Consider the following 15,041-nt stretch of genomic DNA (forward strand, 5'->3'; position numbering starts at 1 on the left):
GTTAAATACTTTCCGTCTTTCATTATTCCTGACGAGTGAGCGCCATACTTCGAAACGAACCGCAAATGGTGAACAACTAGAATCCACAAGCGTCGATACTCCAACTCCTGGGGTGCGCCAACGCTCTCACTGGTTACATATGAAGAGTCGCCCTCGACAAAAGCCAAGACATCTCTAGCCCGCCCGACGTTTACGAGTTGCCGGATCGCCTCGACTTTTTCCAAAATAGCTCTCCACGTTAAGGTAGAAATCTCACACCGCTACCAGCTCCAGACATTTCAGCTTTAGTAAACCCTAAAGCATTCATTGTTTTTCCAAGCGGTGTTAACCATATAGCTTGTTCTTTAGTCAATCCCGAAGCCGTTGCCGCTCTAAAAGCTTCTAGATTTGTATGACCTAACTGCGCTGCAACAGATTTAACATTGCCTGGACCAACAGTTTCTATGGCCCTTGATACCATTTCACTACCGACCCCGCGACCCGTCACTGTAGTACCATACCAATCGATATATAACTCTCCATCAGGAGAATATCTAGCAACCAGGTCAGATTGAGCATAGTTACTGCTGACGGCTTTCCCTGAACTGTCAAATTTTTGCCTTGTTGAAAGCTCAACGCTTATATGTCCCTCCGCACCAGAAACAGACTTTATCTCAAACTCCAAGCCCGTCCGTTCCGCCGGTACAAAACCTTTAGCTATAGTTGGGATGTTTTTTGCTTCCCGCACTCCAGCCCAATAAGCATACGCCTTTTCAATCCCACTCGCTTCCGCTGCCGTGCTACTACCTCGAACCGAGCCGCCCACCGCCCCAATCGGCCCGAGCAGTATCCCACCTATGATTCCAGGACCTTCAGCGTATACTTTTTGCAGCTCGGCTCTTGCCGTTAAAGCTCTGTCGATCAATGTAAACTTGTACGTATCACAGACAGGTGATGTGCATTGCAACTCACCTAAGGCAGCAAGACCACCATGAATTTCGCCTAGCAGGGCATTAGCCCTGGCAGGCCCAACAGTGCCCAAGGCATCTTTGAGGTTATCCTGACTCAGCTGGCTATAGTTTGTATTACCGTACTGCGCTGTCCAAGTGTTCCGATAGCAAATGTCGCTCCCTGCGCAGGCATTCATGTCCCCAACGAAGTCCACCATTTCATAGTGGTTCAGAAAGTTATATTGGGTGGCATTTTTAGCAATCCATGCACCTGTCTCCAGCGCTTTGGCGTCGCCACCCGCCAGGGCAGCCGACAACAAACCCACCAGTTGAGAGGCGGAGGTCAACAGCAGATCTCGTTGTTGCGGATCCAACTGCGTCACCGTGCGTCGCAATTGAGTGGCGAGGGCTTCGTTCGCACCTGCGGCCACTGCCCCCGCCAGAAAACTGCTCCCCGACGCCTGCGCCAGTAAACCACCGATCAGTGCATGGACCGCTATCTTGTCGGCGCTGCCGTCGACCATCCGCTGCCCTCCGACCGCATCGAAACTTGCGGCTGCCACTGTATTGAGCAACGACGTGGTCAGCGCTCCGCCAAAACTTGCATCCATCCCCAGCATCTTACTCAGCGCTGTTGACGTACCGTTTTGCAATATCTGAGTGGCAGCGAATCGACCGATGCCATTTATGGTCGTTAGGTCAATCTTGATTTTCCCGGTCAACGGGTCTACTTGCGTACCCGTCAGATCGCCGAAAACACCTACTGCGAGTCCTGATGTTAGCCCATTGACCACGTAGCCTTTTAGAGCATCGCTAGAGGTCGTATCCTTTATTACAGCACCGAGATCGCCGCGATTATTGACAAAGCTAACCGTCGCGTTGGTTGCCGCGCTGGTAGCAACCGCAGCACCACCTGCAGCAACTGCCGTGCTGGCACCCGCGGCAGTCAGTGCATCCATTGCCATGGGCCCTACGAAATAGGCCATGACGATGGCTATGACCAGTTGGGCTCCGACTCCGAGCCCTGAGTTGCTGTATTTGAAACTGTCGTGAATCTCCTTAACCTGCCGCCAATCCACATCCCCACGTTTCTCAGCGTCCTTGAGCCATGCCAGTTGCGGGTCTGCCTGCACCATTGCATCGATAGTCTGGCTAACGGTCTTCTGATCAATGTGTTTGATGTCGATTTTCAAGCCATCAACAGCTTTGATGGTCATATCGCCTTTGGCAATCAACACACTCTGGCGCAGGGTCTCATCGGTATTGCCCTGGCCCTTGGCGCTGGTCCAGGCAAAACTGCTTTTGCTCTTCTCATGACTCTCCTGATGAAGGTCCTTCATCCCCTCGAAAGTCACCGCCCCCCCACTGACAATCGTCAGGTCTTCGCCACTTTCCAACTTGGCAACCTGGTACTTCTGGTCCCCCAGGCTCTGAATGGTGAGATCACCACCAGTCTTGATTTCGCTGCCGATGTTTTTGACTTTAGTCACTTCATCGCGCTGGGTTTTGCCTGAACCGAAGCCGCCTCCGCGTTTCATGTCGTACAGCGAATAGTCGCTGTCTTCGGCAGAAAGCAGCCCGAGGTTATTGCCTGCGACCAGATAGGCTTCATCCCCAGCACTGATGCGGCTGGCGATCAACGCCAGGTCTTTGCCCGCACTCAAGGTCACATCACGCCCGGCTGCCACGGTGGTGGCGACCTGGCTGACGTGATCCTCCTGGCGCTTGGTGCTCGAGGTCTTGGAGTAGGAGTGCTGCTCGTCAGCGCCTGAGGCAAAGTACATATCGCCGCCTGCGCTCATCGCGATGTCGCGCTTGGCGTCGATTTCGCTGGCGATTGCGGTGAAGTCTCGCCCTGCGCTGACTTTCAGGTCGCGCCCGGCCTCGACACTGGATCCGTTCTGGGTCACGTCCTCGGCACGATTACGCTTGCCGCCGTTCAGGGTGTCGTGCTGCTGCGCGGAAACCAGGTTTACATCGCGCCCTGCAACGATGGTGGTGTCATTGCCGCTCTGAAGCACACCGCCGGCGCTGGTGACGTCGCGACCGGCGCGGATGCTGAGGTCGTTGGCCGCCTCGATACGGGCGGCGCTGTCGATGTAATCGGTGTTCTTCGAGAAGCTGGTTTTTTTCGAGTAGTCAACGTTGTAACCCGCGCTGGTAATGCTGCGTTCGTTGATCACGTCGCCATTGACCGCCGTCATCGACACATCGCGCCCAGCAATAATGCCGCCGGCTTTGTTGACGATGTTATTGCCCGCCAGCAGGTCCACGCGTTTGCCTGCTTCGATCAAACCACTGTTGACCAAGTCGTTGCCCGCCACCGCCGACAGGTTGTTGCTGGCGCGCAATGTGCCGGCGTTTTCCAGGTTTTTACCGGCGATCAAGCTCACATCCTGGCCCGCGATCAGCGCGCCATTCGGTGCCAGGCGGTTGTCGGCCTGGGCCAGGTACACCACCGGCACCAGGACTTTTTCACCATTGACCTCATGCTCTTCCAGCCAGACGATGTCGTGGGTCAGCGCCGCGACTTGCTGCCCCGTCAGCGCCACACCCACCGACAAGTCGAGGGTCTGCTTGCTGCGGATGGCGTTATCCATCAAGTAACGGAACACCGCCTCGTCCGAGGTCTGGCCGTCGATAAAGCGTTGCCCGGTGCGCTCGACAATCGCTTGCTGGATCAGCTGTTGTTCGTAGAGGCCATCGCCCAAGCGCTTGGCGCTTTCATCCGGGTTGTAGCCCAGGCCTGCGAGCAGGTAGTCCGAGCTCATGAATTGCTTGAGGTCAGTGAGTACCGGGTTGGTTTCGATCAAGTATTTGTGCGGCTGCGACACCGCCTTGCTGCCCGGCAAGCCTTGCACCCGGTTGAGGGTTTGGCCGCTTGCCCCTGAAGAAACCGGCGCGGTGGAGGCCAGCGGAGTCAGGCCAGGCAGGTTCAGACCACCGCCCTGATTGGCGCCCACGCGGGTATCGCGGTCAGCGCTGGACACGCCTGGCACGTTCAGGCCTGGCACACTCCCTGGCGCTGTTAACAGGTTTCGCGGGTCCCTGTCCGCGGGGTTCAGGCCGCTACCGATGACGGTTGGCGTCCCCGTTGAGTTTCCAGCATTAATGCCATCAACGCGTGTGCTATCGGTGCGGCCCGGCAATACGATGCCGGTGTCTGCATTACCGACACCGGATGCATCGACGGTGCGGGCCTGGACGTTGATGCCGTTGGCTTCACGGGCGGCGACCACGACTTGGTGGGTATCTGCCGCAACCTGAGCCGCGCCGCCCAACTGAAGGGTTCGGCCCTGGCTTTCCGGCAGTGGTTTTTCACGTTGGGCCAACTCGATATCCGCCACGCCCATCGTCCAACTTTGCGAGCCGGAATGCCCTTGGCCCGCAGGCTGGGCACTGGCGCCATCCTGACTCAGACGAAACAGTCCGTTTTGGCCGCTAGGCAAGCTGAAGCCGCGTAACGTCACGGGATTGACCTGCTGCTGAGCCAGGTCCGGAGGCAGTTGACGGTTGAGGTTGATGACAGTGGTGTTACCCGTTCCTGCAACCTGGGTATTGGTATTGCGCGACGCGCCGGCAGCGGTTGTGGTGAAGGAGCGCTCGACGCCGTTGGTGATTTTGTTCGCGGCATTGATCGCAACGTTACCGCCAGCTTGAATAGTCGAAGCTATAAAAGTACTTCCAGGCGAGGCGATAATTTTTTCCGCAAACGGAGTGGCATTCAGGATTTCTGCCGGTGCCTGCACGGTCACACCGGGTATGAAGTAAGCTTTAGGAACAGTAGCCCCAAAACCGCCCTTTGGCCCAAAATTCAATTTATAGGTCGCGATCGTTTGGTTGCGATCAGTGGGTTGTTTAAGCCCGACAATGGTTTCTTGTTCAGCCGCATTCCAGAAATGGATATTTCTGTCATAGGTCGGATCGTTGGTGGCGTTGTAATTGAATATCCGGCTCCACAGGCCGACGCTGGGACGCATCGTTATATATTTGAGACTTTGATAACCGCCCAGTGCACTGGCGGTATTCTTAAAATCATTAACGGCAATGTTGATATCGCTGACGGCAGAAACACTGGAGTTAAAGTTCTCAAACTGATCACCCTGCACATTCAGCTTTTTGCCCGATACGAGCGAGGCCGCCACCTGCTCGCCCGTGGCTTCGACATTAAAGTTTTGCTGCCAGACCAGATGGGACGTGAAAACGCCATTCTGTCCCGCATAGCTGCAGTCAAGGCACCTCACCCCAATCGAGGCAGACACCACATTGGTCGCCTTAACACTAAAACTCTCCATCTTGTTGTTCACAACCGCCGCCTTCAGCGACATATCCCCCGTCGACTCAATCCGCCCCGACAGGTTATCCACCCGCGCCGCACGCTCAGCGCCGTTGTACCCACCCACCTCGACCCCGCCGAGGCTGTAAATATCGCTGTAGCTATTGGTCAGCGTACCCACCTGCAGCTTCATGTCGCCGCCGCTGATCAGCGCTGAACCTGCACCCACGCTCACGCGATCATTGGTCAGGGTTTGCGCATTGATCAGCAGGTTCTGCCCACTGGCCAAGGTGCCGAAGTTGCTCACAGCGCCTGCGTTGATGTTCAACGCGCTGTTGGAGGTTAACCGTCCACGGTTGGTCAACTGCCCACCAACGGTGACGTTGGTGACACCACCGGCAGCGATGCTGGCCGCTTCAGTGAGGCTCAATTGCGCCGCCGACATGTCCAAGGCGCCGACGCTGCTGACCTTGCCGTTGCCCTGATACGCGCCGGTCAATTGCAGGGCCATGCTGCCGTCGCTGGCGATCAGCCCGTTGTTGGTCCAATTGCCGCCCTTGCCTTCCAGGCGCGTCGACGCCAGCAGTTGCCCGGTCTCTGACTGGGTAAAGTTATTGACGTTAACGTTCAGCCGGCCGGCCTGGATCACGCTGCTGTTGTTCCAGGTGTCGGCGTTGAGGGTCAAGCCGCCACGGGTGACGATGCTGCCACCGGCGCCGGTGACGTTCGGCAGGGAAATATCGAAGTTGCCGTCGCCCAAGTGCAGCAAGCGGCCGTCGCTGTTCTGGAAGCTGTTGGCGGCCAGGGTCAGGTCGGTATTGGCGGTTTCCACCACGCCGCTGCGGTTATCGAACACACTGCCGATCTGGAACTGCGTCTTGCCGTCACGGCCCAGTGCACGCAGTTTGCCGCCGCCGTTATCGAGGCTGCTGGCCGTGATGCTCAGCGTGCTGTCGCTCTCGATCACGCCATTGCGATTGGTCAGCGCAGCGTTGCTACTCAAGTCAATTGCGCCACCGGCCATCTGCCCGGCCGTGTTATCCAGGCTCTGCGCGCCTACTTTCAACACGCCCTTGGCGTACACGGCAACGTTGGTGTTGCTGAAATTATTGGCGTTGACCCATAGGTCGCCCGTCTGCGCAGCCACGCGGCCGCTTTGGTTATTGAGGCTGCCGGCGAGCAGGTTCAGGCGCTGGCCTTGGGTGGTGCCACCCAGGTTATTCAAAGCACCTGCCAGTTGCGCATCCAACAACCCCTTGAGGCTGGCGAGCGTGCCGCCACGGTTGTCCAGGTTGCCGGCCTTGACGTTGAGGTCACCGGTTTGCGCGACGAGTTTGCCGCCGCTGTTGTCGATGTCGCCGTTAACGCTCAAGCCCAGGCCGGTCTGGCCCTGCACCGAGCCATTGGCGTTATTGAGGCTGGCCGCGCTCAGTTGCACGTCAGCGTCCTGGCTGTAGATCAAGCCGTCGGTTTGGTTTTGCACCGCGCCGGTGCTGGTGATTGCTACGCGTTCCTTGCCGGCGATGGTGCCGCGCCCGCTGTTATTCAGGCCGCCAGTGAACAGGGTCAATAAGCCTTGGCTGACGATCTGGCCATCCGCGTCGTTGTAGACCTGGTTGGCCCGTTGCAGCAGCAACGGTCCGGCGCTGGCGAGTTTGCCGCCGCTGTTGTTGAGGTTGCCGAGCAGGTCCAGGGTCAAGCGACCGTTGCTTGCCAGGGTGCCGCCGTTGTTGCTCAGGTCGGTACCGGTGAAGGTCAGTGCCTGCTGCGCGGTGATGCTGGACTGGTTGGCCAGGGTCGCCGCTTGCAGGTCCAGCGTGGTACCGCTGTCGATCAAACCGCCGTCGCCGTTCACCAGCGCCCCGCTGACTGTCAGGTTCTGCGCGCCACCGCTGGAAATCACGCCCTTGCCACGGTTATCCAGGCTGGCCGCACGGATATCCAGCCGCCCCTGGCTGACGAGCGCGCCGTCGGTGTTGTTTTGCAGCGCGCCGGTCAGGCGTACATCAATCGCGCCATTGCGGCTGGACAGCGTACCGTGGTCGCGGTTGTCGAGGTTGCCACCGTTGATGTTCAAGCCTTGCCAGCCGGAGATCAGGCCGTTTGCGCTGTTAACCAGGCTGGCGGCGTTGAGGGTCAACGCCTGGCTGCTGATCAGCTTGCCGGCGCTGTTGTCCAGAGTGCGCGCCGCCAGCGAAAAGCCTTGCTGGCTGGAGATTTCGCCACCCTGATTGTTGAGGTCGCGCAGGTTGTTCAGGGTCAGTGGGCCGTTGGCGAGAATCAGGCCATTACGGTTATCCAGGTCGCTGTTGTTGAGGTCGAGGGCCACGCCCTGCTCACCGACAATCCGCCCGCCCGCGACTGCCAGGCCGTTCACGCCGATGCTCAACGCACCTTTGGCCGAGACTTCGCCCGCGCTGCCGGTATTAAGGCTGGCGGCGGTCAGGTTCAAGCTGCTCTGGCTATTGATCAGGCCGCCGGCGCTGTTGTCCAGGGCCATGGCGTTGACCGTGACGGCCCCGCCAAGCACGCTGCCTTTCTGGTTATTCAGGTCAGCGCTGTGCACCGTCAACGCTTGGGTTGCACTGATCAAGCCTTGGTCAGCGTTGTTCAGCACGCCGTCGCTGGTCAGTTGCAGGCCGCTGCGGCTGGTCAAGGTGCCGCCACGGTTGTCCACGCTCGCCGCGCGTGCCTCCAGGCTGGCAGCGCCGATCAGGCCTTTGAGATTGGTCAGGGCCTGGTTGATGCGCAGCGTCAGGCCTTGGTTGCTGAGCAGTTTGCCGTTGCTGTTATCCAGGGTTTGCGCGGCCAGGGTAAACGCCTCGCCGCTGGAAATTTCGCCGTTCTGGTTGTTGACGGTTGTGAGGTTATTGAGCAGCAACGGGCCTTTGGCGTTGATCAAACCACCCGCGTTGTTCAAGCCGCCGTTGTTCAGGTCCAGGCTCAAGCCGGCGTTGCTGAACAGCTTGCCACCTTGTTGATCCAGCCCAGTGACGCTGGCGATCACGCCCTTCTCGCCGCCGATGCTGCCGCCGTTGTTCAACTGCCCGGTGGTCAACGCCAGGGTGTCGCCGCTGTTAAGGCGCCCGCCCAGGTTATTCAGTGCGCCCGTGGTCACCGAGACCGCACCTTTACCGCTGAGCGTGCCCTGCTGGTTACCGAGGCTCGCGCTGCGTACGACCAGGTTGCCGTCGGTGAGCAACGTGCCGTCCTGGTTGTTCACGCTGTCGGTGACGACGACGCTCAAGCCTTGGGCACTGGAAACGCTGCCCTTGCTGTTGTTGAGGCTGCGCGCTTTGACGCTCAGCGTGTCTTCGCTGCTGAGCACGCCCTGGCTGTTGTCCAGATCGCCCGCCAGTTCCAGCACCAGCGGTTGTTGGCTGAGCAGCTTGCCGCCGCTGTTATCCAGCGAGGTGCCGGTGAGGGTCAGGCGCTGGCCGTTCAATTCGCCGAGGGTGCGGTTGATGAGTTGATCAACCGCCAGGTTCAAGGCGCCGCCGGCAAACAAGCTGCCTTTGTCGCTGTTGTTCAACTGCTGGCCGGTGATGCTCACGTCGGCGTTGCCGGTCAGCTCGCCGGCGCGGTTGTCGACCGAACCCACGTCGAGTGTCAGCGCTTTTGTCGCACCCACCAGACCGTTGCGGTTGTCCAGCGTGGCAGCACTCAGCTGCAGGCCGTCGGTGCTGATCAGCTTGCCGTTCTGGTTATCCACGCTGGCTGCGTTAACCGTGACGTGGGCCTTGCCGGCAATCTCACCGCCACGGTTATTCAGTGCCGCACTGGTTAACAGCAAGGCGCCGTCGGCAATCAAACTGCCGCGCTGGTTATCCATCGATTCAGTCGCGCTGATGTCCACACCACCGCGACCGCTGAGCAAGCCATCGGCGTTGTTCAGTTGAGCGCTGCGCGCATTGAGACTGGCGGCGCTGACCTGGCCTTTGACGTTGGCCAGCACCTGTTCAACGCGCAAGGTCAGCGCCTGGTGGCTGATCAGCTTGCCATTGCTGTTGTCGAGGTTTTTAGCCGCCAGGGTGAAGGCGTTCTGGCTGGAGATTTCGCCGTGCTGATTGTCGATGCTGGCGAGGTTGTTCAAGGCCAGGATTGGCGCGTTGATCACACCGGCGTTGACCAGCTCGCCGTTGTGCAAGTCGAGGGTCAGTTGCGTGGTGCTCAACAGCTCGGCGCCGCCCAGTTGGGTGAGCCCGGTGAGGTTGGCATTCAGTACACCGACGCTGCCGATATGCCCGCTGTTGGTGACTTGGGTGGCCGTAAGATCAAGGCTGTCGCCACTGGTGACACGCCCGTCGACAGCGTTTTTAAGCACACCGGTAGTGAGGGTTGCGGCGCCCTGGCTTTTGATCAGGCCGTTGGCGTTATCGAGGCTGGCGCTGACCAGCTTGAGGCTTTGTGCACTCTCGACGGTGCCGCCTGTATTGAGCACATCCGTAGCGCTGGTGATGGCCAGCGGACCGGCACTGGAGAGGCTGCCACCGGTGTTATCGATACGCTGGGCAGCCAGGTCCAGCAGGCCTTCGCTGGTGAGCTTGCCGCGCGTGTTGTCCAGCCCCGCCGACAGTTGCAGCACCAGCGAGCGCTGGGCACCGACGGTACCATCCGTATTGTCCAGGCTGGCGCCGATAAGGTGCGTGCTCTGGGCAAAGACCAAGCCTTTGGCCTGGTTGATCACCTGCGCCATCGCCAGTTCCAGCGCGGTCCCGGCCAACAGCTTGCCGCCCGTGTTATCGAGACGCTGGCCACTGAGGTCGAGGTTCTGCTGGCTGGAGATTTCACCTGCGCGGTTGTCGAGGGTGCCGACCTTGAGTTTCAGCGCTTTTGTCGCGGCGATCAGGCCTTTGTCGCGGTTATCGACAGCATCGGCGTTGAGGGTCAGGTTGCCCTGGGCAACCAGCTCACCGCCCTGCTGGTTCAGCACGCCGACACTGGCGTCAAGATCGTCCTGGCTGGCAATCCGGCCCTTGGTGTTATCGATACTGTCCAGACTCAAACGTACCGGCCCGATAGCGCTGGCCAGGCCACCCTGGTTGGTCAGGGTTTGGCCGGTGATTGCCAGCGCCTGCTTGCTGTTGAGCACGCCGTTGCGGTTGTCCAGCTGGCCGATTTGCAGGTCCAGGTTCTGATTGGCACGCACGGCGCCGCCACGGTTATCCAGGCTGGCACTGCGCAGGGTCAGCAGGTTTTGCCCGGACAGGCGGCCTGCGCGGTTGTCCACGCTGCCGGCCTGGATATCCATAACGCCTTTGGACAACAGGCTGCCGTTGGCTTGGTTATCCAGTAAGCCGTCGACCTTGACCGCGAGACTGCCATCGCTCACCAGGCTGCCGGATTGGCTGTTGTCGAGGCTGGCCGCCGTCACCGTCACACGCTGGCCACTGCCCAAGGTTCCGCCGTTGTTGAACACTGCGCCTGAAGTGCTCAGATCAAGGCTGTTGTCGCCCATGACCTGGCCGTTGAGGTTATTCAACCGAGCCGCTTCAACGTTGAGCGCGGCGGCCGTAATCAGGCCTTTGACGTTGGTCAGTGCCTGGTCGATCTTGAGGGTCAATGCCTGATCGCTGAGCACCTGGCCATTGCTGTTATCCAGGCTGGTTGCAGCCAGCGTGAAGGCGTTTTCGCTGGAGATTTCACCCTTCTGGTTGGCAACGTCGGCGAGGTTCTTGAGCAGCAACTGACCGGGCGCATGAATCAGGCCGCCAGCGTTATTGAGCTGGCCATGGTGCATGTCCAACGTCAGGTCGCTGAGGCTGTAAAGCTCGCCGCCATTGCGCTGATCAAGCCCGGTGACATTGGCAGTCAGCGCCTGGTTGCTGGCGATATGGCCGTCAAAACCGTTATCCACCTGCCCCGCTGTCAGCTCGAGGCGCTCAGCACTGGTGAGGCGCCCGCTGTATTGGTTGTTCAAGGTGCCGGTGGTGACGCGCACGGCGCCGTCGCCCATCAGTTTGCCGCCACGGTTGTCGAGGCTGGCGCTATTGAGGGTCAGCGCCATCGCGCTGAGCAATTCGCCGTTGCGGTTGCTGACGGCCCCCGTGAGGGCCAACAGCTGCGCCGCGCCACTGCTGATGCGGCCACCATCGTTATTCACCGTGGCGCCTTGCACGCTCAAAGTGCCATCGGCGCGTACGATGCCGTTTTGGTTGTTCAGGCTATCGAGGGTCAGTTGCACCGCGCCATTGGCCAGCAAACGACCGCCGTTGCTGTTATCGAGCTGGCTGGCGATGAAGGTCAAGTCGCTGACGCTGGACACTTCGCCAGCCTGGTTATCAAACTGGCCGATGTTCAGATTCAGGCGCTGGCCGCTGATGAAGCGCCCGCCCCGGTTGATCGCAATTCCCGCATTGGTGATGGTCAGCAGACTGTCGCCCTGGAGCAGGCCTTTGCTGTTGTCCAGGGTCAAACTGTTCACGCGGGTGGTCGCGCCGACAATTTTGCCTTGGCGATTATCCAGCGCGGTGTCGACCAACACCTTCACGTCATCGCGGACTTTAAGTTCGCCCTCGGCGTTGACAAGCCTGTTGGCCTGCAGGTCGAGGCCGGTGGCCGCGATCAAGCCCTTGGTGTTATCCAGCGCCTGATCGATTCGCACCAACAGCCCTTGCTCGCTGAGCAATTTGCCGCCGCTGTTATCGAGGCTTGCAGCGCTGAAATCCAGCGCCTGGGCACTGGAGATTTCCCCACCGCTGTTATCAACGCTGTTGAGGTTGCTCAGCAGCAACGCACCCGGCGCGTGGATCAAGCCGCCCTGGTTATTCAGGTGGCCGTGGTTCAGGTCGAGGCTCACGCCCGCCTGGCTGTAGAGGTTGCCCTTGGCGCTGTTATCGAGGCTGGCGGCGCTGATTTGCAGCTGGCCCACCGCACTTAACAGGCCGGTTTGGTTGAGCAATTGCGCACTGATCAGCGCGGTCAGGCGGCCGTCGCTGGTCAGCTTGCCGCCGCTGTTGTCCAGGCTGCCGGCGGTCAGATCAAACGTTTGGCCGGCGAACAGCGTGCCCTGGCGGTTGTCGATCAGGCCCAGGCTATTGAGGGTGAGCGTGGTGTCGCCTTGCAGCAGGCCTTGGCGATTGTCCAAGGACGCGCTGTTGACCGATGCGGTGCGGGCCAACACTTTGCCGTTGCGGTTATCCAGCGCGGCGTCGATTTGCGCGAGCAGGCCGTCACCGGCGCTGAGTGTGCCGCCATTGTTGTTCAGGCTGCCGGCATGCATATCCAGGGCTTTGGACGAGACCAGGCCTTGGGTATTGTCGAGCGCCTGGGCGATGCGCACGGTCAGTGTCTGTTCGCTCAACAGCTTGGCGTTACCGTTATTCAGAGTGTCGGCGGCCAGGGTAAAGGCTTGGCTGCTGGAGATTTCGCCGCCCTGGTTATCGACGCTGTTGAGGTTGCTCAACAGCAATTGGCCCGGCGCATTGATCACGCCACCGCGGTTGTTGAGGTGCCCGCCATTGAGGTCGAGGCTGACATCGCCTTGGCCAAAGAGCCGGCCATCCTCGTGCTGATCAAGGCTTGCGACGTTGGCATTCAGCGTTGTGCCGGCGCTGATGCGCCCGCCCGTGCTGTTATCGACCTGGCCGGCCGTCAAATCCAGCCGGGCTTCACCGCGCAGGGTGCCGTGGCTGTTGTTGAGCGGCCCATTCACTTGCAGGTTGAGGGTGTTGGCGGCGAGATTGCCCTGGCGGTTATCAAGGCTGCCGAGGGTGAGGCGTGCATCGCCCTTGGCGGCAAACAGGCCGGTCTGGTTGAGCAACTGCCCGGCGACAATCGCGGTCAACGTGCCGTCGCTGGTCAACTTGCCGTCGGTGTTATCCAAACTGGCTGTGGTGGCGTCCAACCGGATGCCGGCAGCCAACGTACCGCCCCTGTTGCTCAGTGCGCCGCTGGAGATCGCCAGCGTACGATCGCCTTGCAGCCTGCCGCCGCCATTGTCCAGCGTGCCGGTTACCAAGCCGATATCGGTAGCCACAAGTTCGCCACTGCGATTATCCAGGCTGTCGGAAACCACCTGCAGCGCCTGACGCGCGGCAATCCGGCCGCTCTGGTTATTCACTAGCCCCGTGGCATTCAGGCTCAACGACTGCCCCGCCGACACCAGCCCCGCCACGTTATCCAGCGCCGCCAGTTGCAACGTGACCTGCGCCTGGCTCGACAGCTCGCCATTGCGGTTGATCAGTTGCCCGATGCCTGCCGTGAGGTTGCCGGTGCTGGTGACCAGGCCGCCTTGGCTGTTGAGCAGTTGGTCGGCGTTGATGCCGAGGCTACCGGCGCTGAGGATGCGGCCTTGGTTTTGGTTGTCGATCTGAGTGGCGGTCAGTTGTGCAGCGCGTTGAGCGCTCAACGTACCGCCTTGGTTGGCGAGTTCGCCGGTGGTGACGCTGAGGTCGCGGCTGGCGATGACGGTCTTGCCGGTGTTGTCGAGAGCCTGGGCAGTCAGGCGCACGTCGCCTTGGGTGTTGCGGCTGTTATCGGCGTTGACGCCGGCTTCGATGATGCCGTTGTTGGTCAAACGGCCACCGGCGTCCAGCGTGATGCTGTCCTTGGCGGCGAGGGTTTGTTGGTTAGTCAGTGCGCCTTGGGTTTTGATCGCCAAATCAGTGCCCGCGTAGACTGCGCCTTTAGCCTCGACACTCTGCGCCTTGACGTTAACGGCCGTACCGGCCGAGGTCTGGCCCATCACCACATTGCCAGCGGCATCAATCTGAATATCGCCGCCAGCCACCATGTCACCCGACAGCCGCACACCCACTCCCGCTTCGGTGCCCACCAGCTTCACCGCGCCCACATACATGCCGCCGAGCGCCGACGAGTCAATCGCCAGATCCGGCGCCTGGCTGCCATCCGCCGCGCGCGCCGTGGCGTTCAGGGTGCGTGCGTCGACGTCGTTTCGACCGGCGACGATGGTGAGTTTTTTTGCCTGGATCTGCGCGTTGATGGTGGTCGCGCGGGTGATGATTTCGAACTGGTCGACGTTGCTCGCATTCAGGCCGGCGCCTTCAATGGCGACGTTGCCTCGGTCGACTTGGTAGCGATTGATCTGGCCGTTTTCGATCACCGCTTTACCGGTGGTGAGCGTGGCCTGCGGAGTGTTGATAAAGCCACAACCGTTACAGCTGATGCCATACGGGTTGGCCACAATTACATGCGCCGACTGCCCCGCCACTTCCGTATAACCGCGCAATTGGCTCGGGCTGCCGCCATTGACTTCATTGAGGATGATGTTCGCGGCGGTGCCTTGGAAATTCGGGTTGCCGACGATGATCCCGCCCAACTGAGTCGACTGAGTACGCCCGGTGGCGTTGTTGAGAATGACGCCGTTGGCACCGACGTTGTAGTCATGGAATTGGTTGTGCGACAGCCCGCTGGCGTTCGGCGCGGCGATGTTGACGATGGGCACGCCATTGCCCGCTTGCGCCAGGCCCGTGCCCGGTGCGCTCACCACGATGCCGTCGGCCTGGGCCAGCAATGGCTGCCAGAACATGGCGTTGGCCAGAATCAACGCTAACCCACGTTTAGGCAGCCCCAGGAAGTGGGAGCGGCTTTTTACGGCAGCAGAAGGCTGGCGCGCGAGGAAGGCGAACTGACGAACATCCATGTCGTGTCTCGATGCCCAAGGGCGGTCAAAAATTTAAAGAAAGAAAGCCAGGCGGAATTTGAGCGGCGCTTCACATTCCGTAAGGGCGCCCAGTCGTTCCAAAGGAGGTGCAAGGCGCATCGCCGGGGATGCCGCGTGCGCAAGCCCGGCAGGGCTCAGGCAAAGAAAAGCGGAGAGCAGGCCCAGACTGGCCCGACAAAAAAAACGCCACATTTCAGATCCCTCTACATGG

General features: G+C 60.1%; 1 protein-coding gene. It reads right to left on the reverse strand.

Going from position 1 to position 15,041, the window contains the following annotated elements; translation table 11 throughout:
• Positions 1-238: 238 nt before the first annotated feature.
• Positions 239-14,809 (reverse strand): two-partner secretion domain-containing protein, encoded by a 14,571-nt coding sequence (locus tag PspR76_RS16035; RefSeq protein WP_159956734.1) that lies wholly within the window; start codon positions 14,807-14,809, stop codon positions 239-241.
• Positions 14,810-15,041 lie beyond the last annotated feature (232 nt).

The organism is Pseudomonas sp. R76, from assembly GCF_009834565.1.
Taxonomy (GTDB): domain Bacteria; phylum Pseudomonadota; class Gammaproteobacteria; order Pseudomonadales; family Pseudomonadaceae; genus Aquipseudomonas.